The following is a 23,174-nucleotide window of genomic DNA, read 5'->3' as shown; positions in this document are numbered from 1 at the left end:
TTTCGAGTTCAGATGTTATAACGAAATCTGTTATACTTGCTGGATAATTTTATGGGGCTGTTATGATTTCAAAAAACCAACTCAAACTTATTCGCCAACTTGGCCAAAAAAAGTACCGAAAGCAATATAATCAATACCTTGTACAGGGTGAAAAAAACGTACTTGAGTTATTAAACAGCCCATTAAATGCGGTTAATATTTTTGCTACAAACGAATTTATAAATGCGTACCAAGGTGAGTATCAGGACGCTAATTTTATTGAAGCGGATGAAGAGACCCTCACTAAAGCGAGCACGCTAGTTAGCAATAATGCAGCCATTGCTATTGTTAATATGCCAAAGGCAGCTTTACCACAAGCAAATGGCTTAATACTCGCGCTTGATGGCGTATCAGACCCTGGTAACTTAGGCACAATAATTAGAGTAGCTGATTGGTACGGTATTAAACATATAGTAACTAGCACCGACAGCGCAGACGCTTACAACCCTAAAACAATTAGCGCCACAATGGGCTCATTTGTAAGGGTATCGGTAAGCCAAGTAGATTTACCTGATTACTTACAGTCTTTAAATTTACCTGTTTACGGTGCTTTTTTAGATGGACAAAGTGTACATAAAACCCAATTTACGGGCTCAGGCGTTTTGCTAATGGGCAGTGAGTCGCATGGTATACGCGAGACATGTGCAAAGTTAGTGACCAATAAAATCACCATTCCCGCTTTTGGTGGAGCAGAGTCACTTAATGTTGCAATGGCGACCGGTATTATTTTAGATAACTTTAAACGACAAGCTTAATCTATTAGTAAATTATGGGTTAAATTGTTTATGACAAATAACAATAATAAATTGGTAATAACAATAAGATGCGCTTAAGCACTATTAAATTAGCGGGCTTTAAATCGTTTGTAGAGCCCACTAAAATTCCATTTCCTGATCAAATGACGTGTGTTGTAGGCCCTAATGGCTGTGGCAAATCTAACGTTATTGATGCAGTACGATGGGTGCTAGGTGAAAGCTCTGCTAAAAACCTGCGTGGCGATGCCATGACCGACGTTATTTTTAATGGCTCAACTAATCGTAAAGCCATATCACAAGCTTCTGTAGAGCTTGTTTTTGATAACGATAAAGGTAGTCCTTCAAATACATTTGCTGATCGAAACCAAATTGCAATTAAACGCTTAGTAACGCGCGACGGGCTATCGCTGTACTTTTTAAATGGCAGTAAATGCCGTAAGCGTGATATTACCGATATATTTTTAGGTACAGGTCTTGGTCCGCGTAGTTACGCGATTATTGAGCAAGGGATGATCTCGCGCTTAATAGAAAGTAAACCACAAGAATTACGTGTATTTTTAGAAGAAGCCGCTGGTGTTTCTAAATACAAAGAGCGCCGCCGCGAAACACAAACACGCATTAAAAGCACCCGCGAAAACCTTGAACGTTTGTTAGATGTGCGTAAAGAGCTGCAAAGCCAGTTAGATAAATTGGCTGTGCAGTCGGTTGATGCAAAAAAATACCGAGAGTTAAAAGCGCAAGAGCGAACGCTAAAAGGGCAAATAGCGGTTTTAAAATGGCAAAAGTTACATCAGCAGCAACTTGAAAAAAGTACTCTAATTAAAAAACTGAATGATCAAATTTCTTTTTTTAAAACCGCTAACTCAGGGCATGACGATGTACTTGCAAGCTTAGAAGGGCAAGTACAAGCTCAGCAAGATAAACTAAGCGATGCACAGCATCAGCAACATGTAATACACACCGAGCTTACCCGCGCTGAGCAACAGCAAATAAATGTAAAGCAACAAACTCAAACGCTTAAACAAAATTTAATTAAATTACAGCAACGCCAAACCCATAGCACTGAAGTTAAAACGCAGCAGCAAATTGTGTGCGAGCAACTAAATGAAACCCTGCAAGAGGCAAGTGAAAACGCGTTAATGTGCGAAGAGCAAGTTAGGAAGTTAACGCATGAGCTTGAGGAATTATTAGCGCTGAAGCAGCGCCACAATACACACTGGCAAACTTTGTGTGAGCAACAGCAGCAACTTAATAATAATGCGCAACTGCATAGCAGTCACATTAAACAAACTCAGCAGCAAATAAGCCACGTTAACGAGCAAATTGATCAGTTAAATGCGCAGCTTACTGACTTACAAAGTAGCGATGTAGAACAACAATTAACGCAGCAAACACAGCAAACACAAACATTAACCCAAGAACTTGCCGCTAAACAAACAGCGCACACGCAGTGCAGTGCTCAGCTTGAAGTGCAAAATGAGCGTGTTAATAACTCACAAAAGCAATATTCGACGCTTACTCAAACAATAAATGAGTTAAAAGCCAGTATAACAGGGCTTAAAAGTACATTAGGGCTTGATGAAGAAAGTGAAAGTACTAATGGTTTGTTTAATCAGCTAAGTGTTAAAGAAGGCTTTGAGCCCTTAATAGAGCAAGCACTTAAATCACTAGAGCACTTAAATGTAAGTGAGCAGCAAGCTGATAATAGTGTGTGGCCAATTAGTGGTAAGCACATTGCTGAAAATAGCTTAGCGGCATTCATAACAAGCGGCGTGTACCCAGATCATTTAACGCGCATTGCTTATAGCGAGAGCGGTGATCTAACGCTGTTAAAAGATGCTTATTATACAGCCGTTATGGATAAAAACGGTGCTTTATATGGTCGTAACTGGCATGTAAGTGCCGATCGAAATGCCGAAAACTCATTACTTTTAAAACATAAGCAATTGCAGGATAAAGCTCAGCAGTTAATTGATGCCGAGGATGAGCTAAAACAAGTAACACACACTCGTGATGAACATACAGCCGAGCAAGTAAAGTTAATTAACGAGCAAAGCGAGCTAAAAGAAGCCATACATGAGCTTGCGCAAAATATAGCAGTAGCCGGTACACGCAGCGATATGCTCAAACAGCAAGTAGCGCACTTTAAGCTTCAACTAGAAAAGCTACAGCAACAAAAACAGCAATTAACCACTGCGCTTTTGCAATTAAATAACGTGCTTGATGAGCAAACAGAGCAATTTGAAGTGTTAAATGAGCAGCAACTTAACTTAGCGGATGAGGTAGACGCTGCAAATAGCCTGCGCTCACAAAGTGATAAAAGTTATAGCGAAGCATTAAGCATGCTTGAGCAATATAAAACGCAAGCGCATAAGGCAACGCTCTCAGAGCAAAAGGCACGCAGTGAATGGCAGTTAAGCCAAACCAAATTGAGCCATGCAGAGCAGGAGCACGTTAGTGCATCTGAAGGTGCGCAAGAACTACTCAATGAAATAGAAGAGCTGCTGATCCCAGAGCAAGAGCTTAGCGATAAAATAACGCAGTTTTTAGCGCAGCATCAAAAAGGCGAGCAGGCACTAGTAGTGCTACAAAAAGAATTATCTCACGCTAAAGAAAGTTTAAACACCAAGCAAGCAAGTCTTAAAAACTCACAAGGTGAGCTGGTGGGCTTGCAAGAGCAGCATCAAAAGCTAACAATTGAAGAGCAAAGCTTACTAATAAAAGCGCAAGTTGCGCTCGAACCATTAGAAGAGCTAAAGCAAAGCTTAAAAGCAATACTTGATGAATTACCTGATTCATTGAATTTAAGTGCAGCGCAAAATCAGTTAACCGGATTTACTAATCAGTTAGATAAATTAGGTGCAGTAAACTTAGCGGCAATAGAAGAGTTTGATTTAGCTAAAGCTCGTAGTGATTATCTTGATAGTCAATTAGATGATTTAACAAAAGCGTTAAGTACCCTTGAAGGTGCAATTCGTAAAATTGATAGTGAGACCAAAACACGCTTTAAAGCGACGTTCGATCAAGTTAACGAAGACTTTGCAGAGCTATTTCCTAAAGTTTTTGGTGGTGGTAGTGCGTATTTAGAATTAACCAGTGACGATTTACTCGAAAGTGGTGTTAGTATAATGGCACGACCACCGGGTAAGAAAAATTCAACAATTCATTTGTTAAGTGGTGGAGAAAAAGCGCTGACCGCATTATCATTAGTGTTTTCTATATTCAGGCTCAATCCAGCTCCTTTCTGTATGCTGGACGAAGTAGATGCACCATTAGATGATGCCAACGTTGTGCGTTTTTGCCGTTTGGTTGAAGAAATGTCACAATCAGTGCAGTTTATTTATATTAGTCATAATAAAATTGCGATGGAAATGGCTGGTAGATTAACAGGTGTTACTATGGCAGAACCTGGCGTATCGCGTATGGTTGCTGTAGATATAGAGCAGGCTGTGCAACTTGCACATGCATAAATTTTTATAACAAGTGTATTATTTTTTAATTAATATACAGGTTTTAGGCATATCAAATAATAAAAGGTGAGGGGATGGCCGAACAATTAAGATGGGTTTTAATCATTATCAGTGTAGTTGTCATTGGTGGTTTATTAATACATGGATTGTGGTCTGTGAGAAAAAAAGACCGCCCAGAAGTATCTGATAACGAGCGGGTTGAACCATTACAAGAAAGCGCATCAGCTTCATCTAAACCGTTCCGAACTGAGGCTGAACCAAAAGAGCCAATGCAAAACGAACGTGATGAGCCACAGTTTGGCGAGCTTAACTTTGATGCAAATGAGCCGCAAATAGATACAAGCGTGCCAGAAGTGCCGATTGAAGATGACCTAGAAATAGTTGATGACCTAGAAGCAAAAGAGCAAAGCGCGGAAGAAGCACCTGCCCAAATGTCTGACTTTGTTATTGTACATATTCAAATGCCGGAAGAGCTTAGTATGCAGGGCAGTAAATTATTGCCAGCAGTTAACACTTTAGGTTTTAAATATTCTGAGGAAGGCTTTTTTAATCGCCACTTAGATCCGGCTGGTCAAGGCCCTGTTTTATTTAGATTAGTAAATATGTACAACCCAGGTACGTTTGATATTGATAATATGGAACAGTTTAGTACCGCAGGGGTAAGCTTATTTATGACGTTACCGTGCGACGGCGATGGTCTAGCTGCATTTAATATGTTGCACAGCGCAGCTAAAAAGTTAGCGGATGAATTTGGTGCGCAAATTTTAGATGCTGAGCGAAATGAAATGACAGTAGATCGCGTAAGACAATATGTTGAGCAGGTTCGTTCTTTTTCAGCGTAAATAACGCATACATTATATTTTTATAAGCCACTGGACGGTGAATCGTCAAAGTGGCTTTTTTTATGTTTATTGAGGTTTAAATGTCTAGCAGCATTAGTGAGCAAGTTAATCATCTTCGTACTACATTAGAGCAACACAATTATAATTATTATGTGCTCGACACCCCCAGTATTCCTGATTCTGAATACGATAGGTTATTACGCGAACTAAGCGCACTTGAAACCGAGCATCCTGAATTTTTAACCGCCGACTCACCTACACAAAAAGTAGGCGGTGCAGCACTTAGTAAATTTGAACAAGTAGCGCACCAAGTACCCATGCTCTCACTTGATAACGCCTTTAGTGAAGAAGAATTCACTGCGTTTAATCGCCGTATAAAAGAGCGTTTAATGAGTACTGATGAGCTTACTTTTTGTTGTGAACCAAAACTTGATGGTTTAGCTGTATCAATTATTTATCGCGATGGTGTGCTTGTACAAGCGGCTACTCGAGGTGATGGTTTTACCGGTGAAAACATTACTCAAAATGTTAAAACCATTCGTAATGTACCGCTCAAGCTACGTGGTGATTACCCAAAAGAGCTTGAAGTTCGCGGCGAAGTATTTATGGACAGCGCTGGCTTTGAGAAATTGAATACTGAAGCGCAAAAACGCGGTGAAAAAGTATTTGTTAACCCGCGTAATGCAGCCGCGGGGAGTTTGCGTCAACTCGACTCTAAAATTACCGCTAAACGCCCACTCATGTTTTATGCGTACAGCACCGGGCTTGTTGCTGATGGCAGCATTCCTGAGGAGCACTATCAGCAATTAGAAAAGCTGACTGATTGGGGGCTACCTTTGTGCCCAGAAACAAAATTAGTTGAAGGTCCAAAAGCCGCGCTTGAGTATTACAGCGATATTTTAACGCGTCGTGGTGAGCTTAAATATGAAATTGATGGCGTAGTAATAAAAATAAATAAAAAGACCTTACAAGAGCGTTTAGGCTTTGTGGCACGTGCTCCTCGTTGGGCTATTGCGTATAAGTTTCCGGCGCAAGAGGAAATAACCCAACTACTTGATGTTGATTTTCAAGTCGGTCGTACTGGCGCCATTACACCTGTTGCACGTTTAAAGCCTGTGTTTGTGGGTGGCGTTACCGTATCAAATGCAACGCTTCATAACAGTGATGAAGTTGCACGTTTAGGCGTAAAAGTAGGCGATACAGTTATTATTCGCCGTGCTGGAGACGTAATCCCACAAATAACTCAAGTTGTACTTGAGCGCAGACCTGATGATGCCAGAGATATCGAATTCCCGACGACTTGCCCAATCTGTGATTCTCATGTTGAAAAGGTTGAAGGCGAAGCTGTAGCCCGTTGTACGGGTGGACTTGTATGTCCTGCACAGCGTAAGCAAGCTATTAAGCACTTTGCTTCGCGCAAAGCGCTGGATATAGATGGTCTTGGTGATAAGATTGTTGATCAGTTAGTCGATAGAGAACTTATAAAAACGCCTGCTGATTTGTTTATTTTAAAACAGGGGCATTTTGAGTCACTTGAACGTATGGGACCTAAGTCAGCTAAAAACTTAGTAACAGCACTTGAAGAGGCTAAAGGCACTACGCTTGCTAAGTTTTTATATTCATTAGGTATTCGAGAAGCCGGGGAGGCGACAGCACAAAATTTAGCTAATCACTTTCTAACCCTTGAAAATGTAATAAATGCCAGCATTGATAGTTTAACGCAAGTAAGTGATGTAGGCGAAATAGTCGCTGCTCATGTTCGTGGCTTTTTTGATGAAGAGCATAATTTAGCAGTTGTTAATGCGCTGATAGATCAAGGTGTAAACTGGCCAGCGTTGAGCGCACCTTCTGAGGAAGAACAGCCGCTCGCTGGGCTTACATATGTACTTACAGGTACGCTTAATACACTTAATCGCAATGATGCAAAAGCACGATTACAACAACTTGGTGCCAAGGTGTCTGGTAGCGTATCGGCTAAAACAGATGCGTTAGTGGCGGGTGAAAAAGCAGGTTCAAAACTAACAAAAGCACAAGACCTAGGCATAGACATACTAACTGAAGATGAATTAATTGAGTTGCTTATAAAGCATAACGGTTAGGAAAATGACAATGAGCCGATATGGGCCAGAATACTGGGATAAGTACGGAAGTTACCGTACGCCTATTGCATTTCATTTAAGTGTGCTTGTGCTATTACGCAGTTATTTTATTTGGGTTATTGCGGCTTTAAGCCGCAGGCCTGAACTAGATTTAATGTCGTTATTTTTTAAAAATAAAAATGATTTTTTTATCGCAATAACGATTGGAAGTATTGCAATAATACCGACTATTTTATTTTGTTTACGCAGACCACGAGATTCACACAGTGCAAGCAACAGGTTAGCAAGAATATGGCGACATATGCGCTGGCCTCTTATTTTATGTGCAGTTGTTGATTTAACATGGTTAAGTGTTCAAGCAGCGCATAGCCATTATCGATTTTCATCATTTTTAGCAGTACAAATGATGATTGTTTTATGGGTATTATGGTATTTGGTGAAAAGCCGCTATTTAACTGTTTTCTTTAATGATTGGCCTGAGCCGACAGAAAAGGCATCAGAAGAAAAAAAGCGACTTAAAAGGGATTAGTTGTGGACGCCGTAAATAAAAAAATAGCGATAGCTATATCGATAATAGGCTTTGTGCTTATTATTTTAATGATTAGCACTGAGCTTTTAGAGTTTATGTGGTTTAAAGTGTTATTTGGGTTATGGGTATTTGTTTTTTGCTCAAGCGTTTATAGGTTAACGACTTTATTTAAATCAAGAAACAGGTTAGAGGATTTTATTCAGCGAGACGCCCAACACTTATTACTTTTTAGTTTGATGGGATTTTTTGATAAAAAGCACGGTCCAGATTGGTTAGTTATTGAGAGTATTGAACGTATAACGACAAAGGATGATGAGCTAATAATTTACAGTAATAACGAGCGCCAAATGAGTGTTAGTTTACCTGTAAAAAAAGCAGAGCTAGATAGTTTTATTAAACGAATACTTAGCGATTCAGAAAAGCAAACCATTACCTTTAGCTAAGAAAATTACCTTTAAGATTGAACGAGTTTTAGTCTTAAACGGTCAACACTCCTTAGCTGATCTTTAGTGTATTAAATAACGTAACAATTAGCCGTACTTTTTATGACTTTATAAAGTATAGCTAATCAACTATTCAATGAGGCTATTATGTTGAAGTGGAATGATGTTATTAACTTTGCCACCAATGGCAATCCTACCCCAAGTAAAAAAGTAGTCAAAACTGACGAGCAGTGGCGGATGCAACTATCAGAAGATGAATATTACGTAACACGTAAAAAGGGAACAGAGCGCCCAGGTAGCTCGGGTAGTTGTACATTACTCGAACCTGGAAAGTATGTGTGTATTTGCTGTGATAATCTATTGTTTGATGCTGATGAGAAGTTTGATAGTGGTACTGGTTGGCCGTCATTTACGCAACCTGCGACAATTGAAGCGATTGGCTATGTAAGCGATACAAGTCATGGTATGGAGCGCATAGAGGTGGTTTGTAACGTGTGCGATTCGCACTTAGGTCATATTTTTCCAGATGGTCCATTACCAACGGGTTTACGTTATTGCGTTAATGCCGCATCAATGAAAAGGCTCTAATATTTTATTTACTAGCGCTTTGAATATCTAAATTCATTTCTTTTGCTATGTGCAAAATCTTATCTAAACGCTGCGCCTGATCTGCTTGTAATTTAGTTTTATCAAGAAGGGCGTAGCACCTTCTAGCAAGATCCATATTAAATGAGCTGCCAGATTGCTTAGTTGAATCAAATAGGCACTGTAATAAATTAAGTGCGATACTTTGATTACGAGGCATGACTCTAAACGCTTGTGTAAAAGCTTCCAACGCAGTATTTAATTGGCCTTTATTAAATTGACTAACAGCATGATTATTAAGCTCTTTTGGACCCATTTTAATATCGCGTCGCTCACTTTGCTGCTGCTGAATATAACGTAAGTAAGTTGTGTCGCTAACTGCGGGATGTCTTTCACAGTGGCTAATTATTTGTGTGAATAAGGTTTGCGCCTTTTGATGAAACCCCAGTTCATGAAATGCTTTTGCTTTATCAAGTGCGCCATCAACCGATCGGATATGAGTATCGTCATCATCAAGTTGTTCAATTAGCTTTTTCGCTTTTTGATGCTCGTCTTTTAAGTAATGGAGTCGTGCATTAAGTACATCAATTTGAGCTTGATTTGTATTATTAGGAAACTGTTTTTTTAAATCATTAATGTACTGATTGGTTTGCCTAGAAATTCGTTGAATTTGATCGGTTTGATCAGTCGTTAGCGCAAAGTCGATACCTGCACGTGCTGCATTCAAATATACATCGGGGTGGTCGTGTATTGAGTGTTTTGCAAAGGTGGCTATATCTTTTTGAGTTAAATAGCTTTTTTCGTAGTCGTGATTAATTAGCGACACATTACTTAGCGATTTTTGGCGTGTAATATTTCGCGGTGCAATTTCTGCAGCTTGGCTTAAAAAGCTTTGTGCTAGCTCAAACTGATTTAGCTTTATTTCTAATCTGCCCAACAAATCAAGGGCTACTAAACGAGTTTCTTGGCGCTCTAACATTGTTTTGAGCATTCGCTGCGCCAAAATATGTTCGTTATTCGCTATAAGTGCTTCTACTAAGCCTACTTTTGCCCAAGCAAATTTTTGAATGTCGAGAACAGACTTAAAAAAGTCTTTCGCATCTTGAGCGCGCTTTAAGCGAAGTAAGGCATCACCTTTTAAGCGAAGTAGGATAGGGCTGTAATTATTATTTTTTTTATCCAGAGCGGTATCAATAAACTTAATAGCTTTTGAATCGTTACCATCATCAATTAATGAATACACTGTTTGTAAGTCGTGTTTACGCTTTAAGATTCGTTCAATACGTATTTTAAGCTCTTGTACTGTAAAAGGTTTAACTAAAAAGTCATCTGGTTGCAGCTCAAGAACACTATGAACGAGTGAGCCACTTGTTTCTGCTGAGATAAAAATAAAGCCAGTCGAGCTTTTTATGAGTTGCTTTACACGTAGCTCTTCATAAAGCTGGTAGCCATCTTGGTGTTTATTTAAGTTGAATGAGCAAACGATTAGATCAAATTCTTCACTTAAACACTGCTCTTTTGCAGAATTTGCATGATCAGCAAAGCGCAACTGTCGAAAGCCAAGCCTTTCTAACGATTGTTTCATATAGCTTTGAGCAAGTGGCTGCTCCTCTACTATAAGTATTTTGGCTTTTGAATAAATCTTAGTTGGCATTGGCTTAAGCGTAATTGTATTTAACACAGACTATAATCAACAGTTTAACTCCTTACAAGGGAATTTAAATGATAGCTGTATTTATTAGGTATTTAACTTTGCCTAATACGTTTATCTAACTACGAAGGTACTGAGCCGAATAACATAATTAAAAACTAAATAAGTAAAATTGATAACGCTATATTTGATGAGTGCTTTGATATGGAAATTTAGATTTTAATAAAAATATGAAATGTATTTAAGGTAAAAAGAGGAATTAAACGTATTTAATATGGGAAAAGAGTTATTACTAGAGAAGTTGTCATTTAAAGAGTTGTCTGATTACTTGGCTTGATACCAGTGACCCTCGCCATTATTTGTAAAGGGTGGCGATGCTCTTTTTCTTACGGCTAAGTTAATTACATACGATTTATATATTGAGTTTTTATAAAGTTCTTAAATGTATTTAATACGCGAAGAAAGAGTTATTACTAGAGAGGTTGTCTGATGGTATTTATATGTGGTGGGTGATACTGGACTTGAACCAGTGACCCTCGCCTTGTAAGGGCGATGCTCTCCCAACTGAGCTAATCACCCACATATAATAGGTATGCCTGTTATTTAATTCTTTATTATCAAATTAACCACTTGATGTAATTTGGTGGGTGATACTGGACTTGAACCAGTGACCCTCGCCTTGTAAGGGCGATGCTCTCCCAACTGAGCTAATCACCCAAATTACATTTTAATATTCACCATTCTAGGAATGGTGGGTCGTACTGGACTTGAACCAGTGACCCTCGCCTTGTAAGGGCGATGCTCTCCCAACTGAGCTAACGACCCATATTAAATTTTAAAACGCGACTATTGATATAATAATAGGTTTATATGTGGTGGGTGATACTGGACTTGAACCAGTGACCCTCGCCTTGTAAGGGCGATGCTCNTAGAGAGGTTGTCTGATGGTATTTATATGTGGTGGGTGATACTGGACTTGAACCAGTGACCCTCGCCTTGTAAGGGCGATGCTCTCCCAACTGAGCTAATCACCCACATATAATAGGTATGCCTGTTATTTAATTCTTTATTATCAAATTAACCACTTGATGTAATTTGGTGGGTGATACTGGACTTGAACCAGTGACCCTCGCCTTGTAAGGGCGATGCTCTCCCAACTGAGCTAATCACCCACATATAAATTAAAACGCTACTATTAAAAAAATAGTACTGGACTTTAACCAGTGAACATCGCCGTTACTTGTAAGTAGCGGTAATGCTCTCTATTTTCTAATTGAGCTTAGGACCCATATAGAATTTAGATGTGAACACTTTAATTAAAAAGTGGTGGGTGGTACTGGACTTGAACCAGTGACCCTCGCCTTGTAAGGGCGATGCTCTCCCAACTGAGCTAACGACCCATATTAAATTTTAAAACGCGACTATTGATATAATAATAGGTTTATATGTGGTGGGTGATACTGGACTTGAACCAGTGACCCTCGCCTTGTAAGGGCGATGCTCTCCCAACTGAGCTAATCACCCACATATAAATTAAAACGCTACTATTGAAATAAATAGTACTGGACTTTAACCAGTGAACCTCGCCGTTACTTGTAAATAGCGGTAATGTTCTCTTTTTTCTAACTGAGCTAACGACCCATTTAGATTTTCTTGTAATATGCACCATTCTAAGAATGGTGGGTCGTACTGGACTTGAACCAGTGACCCTCGCCTTGTAAGGGCGATGCTCTCCCAACTGAGCTAACGACCCATATTACATGCTACTACATATAGATAGTACTGGACTTTAACCAGTGAACTTCGCCATCTTTTATAAAATGCGGTGATGCTCTCTTTTCTTGTAACTGAGCTAACGACCCATATTACAATTTTAAAACACGACTATTATATAATAGGTTTTATATGTGGTGGGTGATACTGGACTTGAACCAGTGACCCTCGCCTTGTAAGGGCGATGCTCTCCCAACTGAGCTAATCACCCACATATAAATTAAAACGCTACTATTAAAAAAATAGTACTGGACTTTAACCAGTGAACATCGCCGTTACTTGTAAGTAGCGGTAATGCTCTCTATTTTCTAATTGAGCTTAGGACCCATATAGAATTTAGATGTGAACACTTTAATTAAAAAGTGGTGGGTGATACTGGACTTGAACCAGTGACCCTCGCCTTGTAAGGGCGATGCTCTCCCAACTGAGCTAATCACCCACATCTAAACAACATTGCATTGCTGCGTTGTTGTGGGGCGCTATTATAGATAGAGTTGGAAATGTGTCAACACTTGAATGATAAAAATGTGCTGAATGAAGGTTTTATAAACAATAGGATATGGTTGAAGTCTATTTTATCATCAAATTTGATATTGCAGTTCAATTAAGCACCTAATAAGCTCCTAAAAGTGAGTAGGGAATTGTATTTTATTAATCTTAAATTTAGCTTCACGATACTTATTGTTTTTTTTACTGGAGTCGTTTTTATGATTATGAGCAAGATGGATTAATATTAGGGCGAGTTATTTAGTGAATAGAGCGGTCCTTTAAAAATGAATTTAATCTAAACTCCCCAAAACAAATGCTATTTTCAGCATTCTAAACTCTATTTTTGTACTTACTTTATTTTTATAAGCCAACCTAGCCAAATCGTAAATACTCATACTTCACTAATAGCCTTCGGATTAAGACTAAATAGATCACATATAACTAGTGCGTGTTGACCTTTGAGGATTGAACCCAAAGGGCAGCGCATGTTTGGACTTTATGCGGCGTTATCGCCTATTCATGGGTAATAACCAAACTACATAGGCTCTGCCTTGCCTAAAAACCAAACATACTGCTGCAAATTCACCCACCAAAGATCAACACGCCCTAAAGTTTTGTACATAGCATTACGAAGCTACAATGCTCTTTAAAAAATGTTCTTCAAACAATAATCGAGTTTTTGAGTACGAGTTACGCTGGTTATTAAGCAAGTAAAGGCAGTGGGCACTCTCAAATCCACATTTAAGTTTTGGTTATTATAAGCAATTGTAACTTTTAAAAGATTAAGGCGATTGGCGGGGCCTTAATTGGTAGTTTTTAGATAAGTTCAATTTGCATATAAATGTATACCTTTGCTTTGATGCAATTTTGTTGCATTAAATAGGGGAGTAGGGTGTTGTTAAGTATTCGCTGCGATATAGTGATGTTATTATAAGCAGTAGGGCTAGAATCTTATTCAAATTGTATTTTTTAGCACGCTTGATAGCCAGTTTGTTGAAAATTAAACCATTTAAATAAAGCTAGGTAAAAAACTGTTGACTTTATTTTGGGTGGTGCATAGAATGCGCCCCGCACTAAGCGATACACGATGTGTTTATCACGGCGGGTATTGATTAAGTTGGGGCCATAGCTCAGCTGGGAGAGCGCTTCGCTGGCAGTGAAGAGGTCTGCGGTTCGATCCCGCATGGCTCCACCAAAAATTAGTGTTTTGTCCTAGGGTAGCAGTTTTCTGTGTCCCCATCGTCTAGAGGCCTAGGACACCGCCCTTTCACGGCGGTAACAGGGGTTCGAATCCCCTTGGGGACGCCACTTAACTTTTATTAGTTAAAGGCGGTTTTACCGAGAAAATAGCGTCACAATTAAAGCTCGAGTCTTTACTTGTATTAAACGCAATTACCTTAAAGCTCATGATGTGAGTTAAACTTATCAACTGTCCTAGTGACACATTTATGTGTCCCCATCGTCTAGAGGCCTAGGACACCGCCCTTTCACGGCGGTAACAGGGGTTCGAATCCCCTTGGGGACGCCACTTACTTATTTTTAATAGGAAAGTGAAGTGTTATTAAGAAAGCTCGCCTGAAACGAGTCTAAAAATTCAGTTGTCCTAGTGACACATTTATGTGTCCCCATCGTCTAGAGGCCTAGGACACCGCCCTTTCACGGCGGTAACAGGGGTTCGAATCCCCTTGGGGACGCCACTTACTATTTTAAGTATTGTGTAAAGCAGTGTGACACCGCACTCTCTATGCACGACGTTATCAAGAGTACTAATCTCTTGGGGACGCCACTTACTTATTTTTAATAGGGAAGTGAAGTGTTATTAAGAAAGCTCGTCTGAAACGAGTCTAAAAGTTCAGTTGTCCTAGTGACACATTTATGTGTCCCCATCGTCTAGAGGCCTAGGACACCGCCCTTTCACGGCGGTAACAGGGGTTCGAATCCCCTTGGGGACGCCACTTACTATTTTAAGTATTGTGTAAAGCAGTGTGACACCGCACTCTCTATGCACGACGTTATCAAGAGTACTAATCTCTTGGGGACGCCACTTACTTATTTTTAATAGGAAAGTGAAGTGTTATTAAGAAAGCTCGCCTGAAACGAGTCTAAAAATTCAGTTGTCCTAGTGACACATTTATGTGTCCCCATCGTCTAGAGGCCTAGGACACCGCCCTTTCACGGCGGTAACAGGGGTTCGAATCCCCTTGGGGACGCCACTTACTATTTTAAGTATTGTATAAAGCAGTGTTACATAACACTCTATATGCACGATGTTATTAAGAGTATCAATCTCTTAGCTATGTCATTTACTACTTAGATAGGGAAGTGCAGTGTTATTAGAATAAAACCACAAATTAACACCGTCATTTCACACTTCATTTTTATATCAATCTATTTACACTTTGTTACAAAACCAAACCCATAATCGCTCCATATTCCTTGTTGTACTTTTAATTAGTCTTTAAACTCATTGAGTTAATTTAAATATGGACTAAAAAATGAAACTCACAAAAATTGCACTTGCTGTTTTACTTGCATCAGGGTTGGCTGCATGTAATAGCTCAACTCAAGCTGTTGATAAAAATATTGTTACAGAAACATCAATTCCTGGCGTTACACTTATTGAGTCAGTGAAATCTAATGCAGGTGAAATCAACATACCGTATAAAAAATATAAACTAGATAACGGTTTAACTGTAATTGTGCATGAGGATCATTCAGATCCCTTAGTACACGTTGATGTAACATACCACGTTGGTTCTGCTCGCGAAGAGTTGGGTAAGTCAGGCTTTGCTCACTTTTTTGAGCATATGATGTTTCAAGGTTCAGAGAATGTTGCTGATGAGGAACATTTTAAAATAATATCTGAAGCAGGCGGTACTTTAAATGGTACAACTAACTCAGATAGAACAAATTATTTTGAAACAGTACCTGTAAATCAATTAGAAAAAATGTTGTGGCTAGAAGCTGATCGAATGGGCTTTTTACTCGATGCTGTAACCCAAGAAAAATTTGAAGTACAACGCGAAACAGTAAAAAATGAGCGCGGCCAACGTGTTGATAATCGCCCTTATGGTCGTTTAGGTGAACGTGTTGCTCAAGCGATGTATCCAGATGGTCATCCATATTCATGGCCAGTAATTGGTTTTATGGACGATCTTAATCGCGTAAATGTAAATGATTTAAAAGCATTCTTTTTAAAGTGGTATGGTCCTAATAATGCAACGCTTACTATTGGTGGCGATATCAACGCTAATGAAATACTGCCATTAGTTACTAAATACTTTGCACCAATTCCAAAAGGCCCTGAAATCCCTACAGTAGAAAAAACAGCTGTAACACTAGATGCTGATAGATATATTTCAATGGAAGATAAGGTACATTTACCTTTATTAAGTATGAGTTTCCCAACTACTTACGCTCGCTCTGAAGATGAAGCACCTCTTGATATACTTGCTGAAATATTGGGTGGTGGTAATAATTCACTACTATACAAAAACTTAGTTAAAACTCAACTTGCTGTTCAAGCAAGTGCAAATCATCCATGCCAAGAGTTAGCGTGTTCAATTAGTCTTTATGCTTTACCAAATCCTACAGCAGGGAAAACGTTAGCTGATATGGAAAAAATCATTCGTGATTCATTTGTTGAATTTGAAGAGCGTGGCGTTACACATGATGATTTAGATAAAGTAAAAGCTAAAATAGAATCTGGTGCAATTTTTGGTCTGCAAAGCGTATCAGGAAAAGTCTCTCAACTAGCCGCGTCAGAAACGTTTACAGGTAACCCAAATTCAGCTAAAGATGAGATTGCACGTTATAACAAAGTTACAAAAGCTGATGTTATGCGTGTTTTTAATCAATATATCAAAGGTAAATCTGCCGTTATTATGAGTGTTGTACCAGAAGGGCAAACTCAACTTATAGCTGCTCCAGACAACTTTACGCCTAAATCGCATGATTTTGGAGGTCCATCTACAACTTCAGCTGATGATTTAGTGGCACGAAGAGCTGTTGATACATTTGATCGAAGTGCTCATCCAGAGGCCGGCGCAAATCCTGCTGTTGATGTTCCTACTCTTTGGCAAACTAAGACCGAAAACGGTATTAAAATATTAGGTACTCAAAGTACAGAAACGCCAACTACCGCTATTTTCATTAAAGTTCCGGGTGGCCTGTACAGTGAGCAAGCTAGTAAAGTGGGTTTATCATCAATAACTGCATCGTTAATGAGCGAGTCAACGCAAAACTACACTACAGAGCAGATGAGTAACGCGCTTGAAAAACTAGGTAGCCAGGTAAGTATCTACTCAGATAAAACACATACAAATGTGTATGTTTCTAGCTTAACCAAGAATGTAGATGCAACGCTAAAGCTTGTCGAAGAAAAGTTATTTAAACCAGCATTTAATGCAGATGACTTTGAGCGTAATAAAAAGCAAATCATTCAAAATATTCAACATTCAATGAAGGATGCTGGGTATTTAGCATCTAATACATATAGTAAATTACTATATGGCAACAATATAGCTGCACTTCCAAGTACTGGAACGCTTAATAGTATAGAGGCTATTACACTTGCTGACGTTAAAGCTTTTTATAGCGCAAACTTTAAACCGCAGGGCGCTCAAGTAATTATTGTTTCTGATTTAAAAGAGTCAACAATTGAACCAAAAGTTAAAGCTACACTTACAAATTGGAAAGGTAAATCGAGCTTAGTAGCGGTTGATTTCAGTGAACCTAAAGTAGAAACTAATGTAATTTATTTGGTTGATAAACCAGACGCTCCTCAATCAGAAATTCGTATTGGTAAACGCGATATGGTTGAAGATATTACAGGTGAGTTCTTTAAAGCTAACTTGATGAACTTTGCACTTGGTGGCACGTTTAACAGCCGTATCAATTTAAATTTACGAGAAGATAAAGGCTACACTTACGGTGCTCGCTCTCGTTTCTGGGGTGATAAAACATCAGGTGGCTTTACCGCTTCTGCAGCGGTGAGAGCCGACTCTACTGCAGCGTCTATTACAGAGTTTACTAATGAGCTTAATAACTATGCTCAAAACGGTGTCACTGACGAAGAGCTTATGTTTATGCGTAAGGCTATCAATCAAAAAGATGCGCTTAAATACGAAACGCCTAATGCAAAACTTGGCTTTTTAGCACAAATATTAGAGTTCGATTTAAAACCTAGCTTTGTAAAAGAAAGAAATGAGATTGTTAGCAATATTAGCAAAGAAGAAGTTAACGCCTTAGCTAAAAAACACTTAAATACTAAAGACATGATTTATTTAGTAGTGGGTGATGCTAAAACACTTCGTCCAGAGCTCGAAAAATTAGGTATGAAGGTTGTTGACTACAGCCTTTAATATTTAAATAAATCATTGGAATTATAAAGCAGCTTTTTTAGCTGCTTTTTTTTGCCTAATTGTAGAGTGTTGAACTTTTTGTGAAGTAGATTACAAGGAGCAACTACAGCATCTTTCCACCAGATATAAAATATAGTTTCGTAGCTTAAACCTTCAAAGGGCATCACATTCCTAGCTCTTTTATTCAGTACTTATAAAGATTCGATTTGGTAGCATGAATTTAAACATCCAACTTTATTAGGAGGATTTATGGCAAGTGGATGGGCACGAGACGGTGCAATTCAAGATCAAATTGATGCGAGTGTTAATGACGCCGTACAGTATGCAAGAAGCAATTTAATATCTGGCGCAAGTGCAGAGCTATGTGATGAGTGCGATGAGAAAATCCCACAAGCACGAAGACTCGCGTTACCAGGAGTGCGCTACTGTGTTGCATGTCAAGCTGCAATAGAAGGTAATGATGCTAGCGCTAAATCGTTTAATAGACGTGGCAGTAAAGATAGTCAGTTGCGTTAAAAAGGTGCTGAAAAGCACCTTTTTACTTAATACCAATCTGCATAAATATTTGAACAATTTATAAAATTAAACCCCTCCATAGTTATACCAACCAGCATAAATCTTTGATCAATTTAACGAATTAAATTGCACTATAACGTCGTTAAAAATTTTTTATTTAGAACAACTAGATACAAAAATTTTTGCCTAGTCCTAGCGTAATTTTCTTAACGTTAAATAGACTCCATATATAAGCAGATTGGCATTAAGCAAATTGTTATAACTTGAATTAGTTGGTAGGTAATTTAAAATTTACTTATGTCATCTTTTTTCTGAATTAGCTCAATTGCATAGCCATCAGGGTCTTTTACAAAAGCAATTTCAGTAGTGCCGCCTTTTACTGATCCAGGTTCACGACTAACATTACCACCGACTGCTCTAATATCAGCACAGGCCTTGTAAATATCATCAAACTCAATGGCAATATGACCATATCCATTACCCAGGTCGTAGCTATCTTCGTCCCAGTTATAAGTTAACTCTAATACTGTATTATCTGCTTCCTCGCCATATCCAATAAAAGCAAGAGTGTATCTGTATTCACTGTTATCAGCTCTGCGTAATTCTTTCATACCTAATACTTCAGTATAAAAAGCAATTGATTTATCTAAATCCGCAACACGCAGCATAGTATGTAATAAACGCATTATTCAGTTCCTTTAGTGATTTTTCAAAGTTCAGTATATTTTTAACTAAGCGCTATTATTAAGCGCATTTTGTGGTTTTTATATGTATTAGCCATATATGTAGGCGTTACGTACAAATCACAACCTCAATACCATTTAGAGTTGGAAGCTGTTGACGTATGATCCTTATAATTTTACCAATAACATCAATTGTAAATTACCAATTAATGAACCATTTTATTGAATTTTGCATATTTAAATAAAGAACACTCAATTATTGGTCAACCTATTAGTATAAAAAAAGTTACTGATTGTTCAACAAAAGTTAACCTATGCCTGATTGGGTTTTTGATATCTAACTGTTTGTTTTTAATTGATATTAAATTCATTTGTATGTAATTTGTAAAAATATGGGATTTACTTGGTTAACTTATTGGTTGACAAAAAAGGCGTATGGTAATACAGTTTTTGCATACCAATTGGTAAGTTGCTTGGTTTGAGTGAATACAATGTATTGGTAATTAATCAGAGTTACGTTTTGCACAGGTTAATTTATAAATAACTCAAGCTTAAAGTTACTCTACAAATTGAAACAAAGACACAGCGTATTTTAAAGTAGATTTTACTTGTTCTTATAAAAGTATGCGCCACATATTTAGGAGTTATTCATGTCAAAACCAGTCATCGGTTTCATCGGCTTAGGCTTAATGGGCGGCAACATGGCCGAAAATTTACAAAACAAAGGCTATGAGCTAATTGTTATGGACCTTAGCAAAGATGCGGTTGCAGCATGTGTCGCTAGAGGCGCAAAAACAGCAAGCACTGCTAAAGAGCTAGCTGAAGGTTCAGATATTGTTATGTTTTGTCTTACAACTTCTGCCGTTGTAGAAAAAATCATTTATGCAGAAGACGGTATCCTAGCGGGTATTAAAGAAGGTGCAGTACTAGTTGATTTTGGTACTTCTATTCCATCATCTACTAAAAAAATTGGTGCTGATTTAGCAGCTAAAGGCGCAGGCATGATTGATGCTCCTCTTGGTCGTACACCAGCACATGCTAAAGACGGCCTTTTAAACATCATGGCTGCAGGCGATATTGATACATTCAATAAAGTTAAACCAGTACTAGAAGATCAAGGTGAAAACGTTTTCCATCTTGGCGAGCTAGGTGCAGGTCATACAACTAAGCTTATCAACAACTTCATGGGCATGACTACAGTATGTGCTATGTCACAAGCATTTGCAGTTGCAGAGCTTGCTGGTGTTGACCGTCAACAACTTTTTGACATCATGTCGACTGGTCCATCTAATTCACCGTTTATGCAATTTTGTAAAAACTATGCAGTTGATAATGTTAGCGACCTTGGTTTCTCGATTGCTAATGCAAACAAAGATTTAGGCTACTTCCTACAAATGGTAGAAGACCTAGGTACTGAATCAAAAATCGCTGAAGGTTCATCAGCTAACCTACAAGCAGCGTTTGACGCTGGTATGGGTCAAGGTAACGTTCCTGAAATTTTTGATTACTTCAAAAAGCTAGAAAAGTAATACTTCTCGACCTTATTGAGCGCTTTAAGCTTTTGGCTTAAGGCGCTTTAACACACATGACACCAATTGACTAAAGTCTTTGTGCAATGTCAGCTTTTTTAAATTCTGATGAAGCACTACTTTCAGTCACAACGAAAAAGAGTTAACTATGCGTTTGATTAACACAATAAAGCTTAGTCTAGTTCTCATCGGTTGCATATCCACACAAATAGCGGCCAAAGATTATTTTGTAGAAAGTAAACAAGCTTTTAATGATATCGCAGCTAATCTAGTTGCTGGCGACAAAGTAGTACTTAAAAATGGTACTTGGTCTGACTTCGAAATCCTACTTGAAGGCCAAGGTACAAAAAACTCTCCTATTTTATTGACCGCTGAAACTAACGGTAAAGTAATTTTATCGGGTCAATCGAACCTAAGACTTGCAGGTAAATACCTTGAAGCCTCAGGTTTAGTATTTAAAGACGGCTACACACCGAGCTCAGCTGTAATAGAGTTTCGTAAAAATAAAAATGAATTAGCCTACAATTCACGAGTTACTCAAACAGTAATCGATAATTACAGTAATCCAGACAAACGAGAGTCTGATTATTGGGTTGCATTATATGGACAACATAACCGCTTTGATCATAGTCATTTAGTTGGCAAACGAAATAAAGGTGTGACAGTTGCTGTTCGTTTAAACACTCAAGCAAGTCAGGAAAACTATCACCGCATAGACAACAACTATTTTGGCTACCGTCCAACTTTTGGTTCAAACGGTGGTGAAACCCTTCGTATTGGCACCAGCCATTACTCATTAACTGATTCACATACATTGGTAGAAAATAACTATTTTGAACGCACCAATGGTGAAGTAGAAATTGTTTCGGTTAAGTCAGGCAAAAACATTCTTCGTAATAACGTATTTTATGAAGCGCGCGGTACATTAACGCTGCGCCATGGTAACGGTAACCTTATAGAAGAAAATATTTTTATTGGTAATGGTGTTGACCACACAGGTGGTATTCGCGTTATCAATAAAGACCAAATTGTAAGAAATAACTACCTACAAGGTCTAACAGGGTATCGTTTTGGCAGTGGCTTTACTGTGATGAACGGCGTACCAAATTCATCTATAAATCGTTATCACCAAGTTGAAAATACGACAATTGAAAACAACACATTTATAAATGTGCGTCATATTCAACTTGCCGCTGGTAGCGATGCTGAGCGTAGCGCTGCACCTAAAGATAGCGTAATGAAAAACAACTTAATCATAAATCAAGATGGTGAACAGCCATTTACAACATTTGATGATGTAAGCGGGCTGGTACTAAGTAACAACATTGCTGATACAAAAGTACTTTCTGAGTTAACGTACGGTGTAAAAAAAGAAAAAATCACGCTTAAAAAAGCAAGTAATGGTCTACTTTACCCAACATCTAAAAGTTTAAATGTAGGTGCAAAACGCGACTTAAAAGTACTTAAAAAAGAAGATACCGGTGTTAGCTGGTATGCAAAAGTACCAGCACTTGTTGAGTTTGATTCTGGTAAGACACATTCTGTTAAAGCTGATGTAAGTGCATTACTAGACGCTATTGATAATGCAGAGTCGGGCGATGTTCTAGAACTAGCGCCTGGCCAGTATGATGTTTCTAAACTGGTTAAAATTGATAAAACGTTGACAATTAAAGCAAAGCAGAACACAAAGTCTAAACTTACTTTTCAACGCTCTACCTTGTTTGAAATACATGATGGCGGCAGCTTAAAACTAGATGGTTTATCTATTTCAGGTGAAAACGCGCCAGATGCAATAGGTAACAGCATTGTTCGTACGCAAAAATGGGGTATGGTTGATAATTACCGCTTTGTAATGACCAACTCAGTGTTAAATGCTTTAGATATTAATCATTCATTCCATTTCTTTATCACTGGTAAAGGTGCAATGGCTGACGAAATTATTATTACAGGTAATACCTTTAATACAGTAACCGGTGACATTTTACGTCTAAATACTGAAATTGAAGACTTAGGTGTCTATAACGCGGAATACGTTATTGTAAATAATAATACATTTAATGATGTGCAAGGTGGTGTACTTAAGCTTTACCGTGGTGGTACTGATGAAAGTACATTTGGCCCTCATTTTGAAATGACAAATAACACGCTTAATAACGTTGGCCTTGGTAAGCGTAACAAAGAGCAAGCGAGCATTTATGTTCACGGTGTTCAGGTTACTAATATCAAAGATAATAAATTTGTTAAATCTGCTCCTATTGTTGCAGAGCACACAGTAGGCGAGCCTAAAACTGAAATCTCAGACAATACATTTGATGCAACCAAAGCACCAAGTGTTAAAGAACTAAGAGTTAAAGGCCCACATACAGCAGTATTAAAAAATAACAACATTTTAAATAAGGCAGGGTAAA

Annotated in this window: 13 protein-coding genes and 16 tRNA genes; 17 read left to right on the top strand and 12 right to left on the bottom strand. The window is 38.4% G+C overall.

Going from position 1 to position 23,174, the window contains the following annotated elements; genetic code table 11:
- Positions 1–62: 62 nt before the first annotated feature.
- From GQR45_RS19770 to msrB, 7 genes are all read left to right on the top strand, one after another.
- Entirely contained in the window at positions 63–794 is a 732-nt protein-coding gene (locus GQR45_RS19770) for an RNA methyltransferase (protein WP_165726831.1), read from the top strand.
- Positions 795–862: 68 nt separating this feature from the next.
- Entirely contained in the window at positions 863–4,264 is a 3,402-nt protein-coding gene (locus tag GQR45_RS19765) for an AAA family ATPase (protein WP_165726830.1), read from the top strand.
- Between the two features lie 74 nt (positions 4,265–4,338).
- The gene (gene zipA / locus GQR45_RS19760; RefSeq protein WP_007584012.1) at positions 4,339–5,106 is read left to right on the top strand and encodes a cell division protein ZipA; all 768 of its coding nucleotides are present in this window, start codon (positions 4,339–4,341) and stop codon (positions 5,104–5,106) included.
- An 80-nt stretch (positions 5,107–5,186) separates the two neighbouring features.
- Positions 5,187–7,205, top strand: coding sequence for an NAD-dependent DNA ligase LigA (ligA, locus tag GQR45_RS19755; RefSeq protein WP_165726829.1), 2,019 nt, complete (start codon positions 5,187–5,189; stop codon positions 7,203–7,205).
- 10 nt (positions 7,206–7,215) lie between these two features.
- Positions 7,216–7,734, top strand: coding sequence for a DUF2919 domain-containing protein (locus tag GQR45_RS19750; protein ID WP_007584017.1), 519 nt, complete (start codon positions 7,216–7,218; stop codon positions 7,732–7,734).
- Positions 7,735–7,736: 2 nt separating this feature from the next.
- The gene (locus GQR45_RS19745; protein ID WP_165726828.1) at positions 7,737–8,177 is read left to right on the top strand and encodes a hypothetical protein; all 441 of its coding nucleotides are present in this window, start codon (positions 7,737–7,739) and stop codon (positions 8,175–8,177) included.
- A gap of 147 nt (positions 8,178–8,324) precedes the next feature.
- Positions 8,325–8,765 (top strand): peptide-methionine (R)-S-oxide reductase MsrB, encoded by a 441-nt coding sequence (msrB, locus tag GQR45_RS19740; RefSeq protein ID WP_165726827.1) that lies wholly within the window; start codon positions 8,325–8,327, stop codon positions 8,763–8,765.
- 4 nt (positions 8,766–8,769) lie between these two features.
- Here msrB and GQR45_RS19735 read toward each other — a convergent pair whose 3' ends face one another.
- The 11 genes from GQR45_RS19735 to GQR45_RS19685 form a co-directional block, all read right to left on the bottom strand.
- A complete protein-coding gene (locus GQR45_RS19735; protein ID WP_165726826.1) occupies positions 8,770–10,416 on the bottom strand; it encodes a tetratricopeptide repeat-containing response regulator in 1,647 nt (548 codons plus the stop codon).
- A gap of 500 nt (positions 10,417–10,916) precedes the next feature.
- Positions 10,917–10,992, bottom strand: a tRNA-Val gene (locus GQR45_RS19730).
- 62 nt (positions 10,993–11,054) lie between these two features.
- Positions 11,055–11,130, bottom strand: a tRNA-Val gene (locus GQR45_RS19725).
- A 32-nt stretch (positions 11,131–11,162) separates the two neighbouring features.
- A tRNA-Val gene (locus tag GQR45_RS19720) sits at positions 11,163–11,238 on the bottom strand.
- A 133-nt stretch (positions 11,239–11,371) separates the two neighbouring features.
- Positions 11,372–11,447, bottom strand: a tRNA-Val gene (locus GQR45_RS19715).
- 62 nt (positions 11,448–11,509) lie between these two features.
- Positions 11,510–11,585 (bottom strand) — tRNA-Val (locus tag GQR45_RS19710).
- 152 nt (positions 11,586–11,737) lie between these two features.
- Positions 11,738–11,813, bottom strand: a tRNA-Val gene (locus tag GQR45_RS19705).
- Between the two features lie 48 nt (positions 11,814–11,861).
- A tRNA-Val gene (locus GQR45_RS19700) sits at positions 11,862–11,937 on the bottom strand.
- Between the two features lie 153 nt (positions 11,938–12,090).
- A tRNA-Val gene (locus GQR45_RS19695) sits at positions 12,091–12,166 on the bottom strand.
- Positions 12,167–12,321: 155 nt separating this feature from the next.
- A tRNA-Val gene (locus GQR45_RS19690) sits at positions 12,322–12,397 on the bottom strand.
- A 152-nt stretch (positions 12,398–12,549) separates the two neighbouring features.
- Positions 12,550–12,625, bottom strand: a tRNA-Val gene (locus GQR45_RS19685).
- A gap of 1,169 nt (positions 12,626–13,794) precedes the next feature.
- Here GQR45_RS19685 and GQR45_RS19680 point away from each other — a divergent pair.
- From GQR45_RS19680 to GQR45_RS19645, 8 genes are all read left to right on the top strand, one after another.
- Positions 13,795–13,870, top strand: a tRNA-Ala gene (locus GQR45_RS19680).
- A 37-nt stretch (positions 13,871–13,907) separates the two neighbouring features.
- Positions 13,908–13,983, top strand: a tRNA-Glu gene (locus GQR45_RS19675).
- A gap of 144 nt (positions 13,984–14,127) precedes the next feature.
- A tRNA-Glu gene (locus tag GQR45_RS19670) sits at positions 14,128–14,203 on the top strand.
- 93 nt (positions 14,204–14,296) lie between these two features.
- Positions 14,297–14,372, top strand: a tRNA-Glu gene (locus GQR45_RS19665).
- 182 nt (positions 14,373–14,554) lie between these two features.
- A tRNA-Glu gene (locus GQR45_RS19660) sits at positions 14,555–14,630 on the top strand.
- Between the two features lie 182 nt (positions 14,631–14,812).
- Positions 14,813–14,888, top strand: a tRNA-Glu gene (locus GQR45_RS19655).
- A gap of 282 nt (positions 14,889–15,170) precedes the next feature.
- The gene (locus tag GQR45_RS19650) at positions 15,171–18,038 is read left to right on the top strand and encodes a pitrilysin family protein (protein WP_165726825.1); all 2,868 of its coding nucleotides are present in this window, start codon (positions 15,171–15,173) and stop codon (positions 18,036–18,038) included.
- A gap of 249 nt (positions 18,039–18,287) precedes the next feature.
- Complete coding sequence (locus GQR45_RS19645; protein WP_024591534.1) at positions 18,288–18,554, top strand: DksA/TraR family C4-type zinc finger protein; 267 nt, start codon at positions 18,288–18,290, stop codon at positions 18,552–18,554.
- 284 nt (positions 18,555–18,838) lie between these two features.
- On the opposite strand, the gene gloA is transcribed toward GQR45_RS19645, so the two are convergent.
- Positions 18,839–19,240 (bottom strand): lactoylglutathione lyase, encoded by a 402-nt coding sequence (gloA, locus tag GQR45_RS19640; protein WP_165726824.1) that lies wholly within the window; start codon positions 19,238–19,240, stop codon positions 18,839–18,841.
- 647 nt (positions 19,241–19,887) lie between these two features.
- Between gloA and GQR45_RS19635 the strand changes: the two genes are divergently transcribed.
- Both GQR45_RS19635 and GQR45_RS19630 read left to right on the top strand, forming a co-directional pair.
- Positions 19,888–20,766: an NAD(P)-dependent oxidoreductase gene (locus tag GQR45_RS19635; RefSeq protein WP_007585320.1), complete on the top strand. Its 879-nt coding sequence runs from the start codon at positions 19,888–19,890 to the stop codon at positions 20,764–20,766.
- A gap of 148 nt (positions 20,767–20,914) precedes the next feature.
- Positions 20,915–23,173, top strand: coding sequence for a polysaccharide lyase 6 family protein (locus tag GQR45_RS19630; protein WP_165726823.1), 2,259 nt, complete (start codon positions 20,915–20,917; stop codon positions 23,171–23,173).
- Position 23,174: the final 1 nt, after the last annotated feature.

Source organism: Pseudoalteromonas sp. SA25 (assembly GCF_011378705.1).
GTDB classification, from domain to species: Bacteria; Pseudomonadota; Gammaproteobacteria; order Enterobacterales; family Alteromonadaceae; genus Pseudoalteromonas; species Pseudoalteromonas arctica.
The sequence above is the reverse complement of the archived record's forward strand: the minus strand, read 5'-3'. Positions and strand labels throughout refer to the sequence as shown.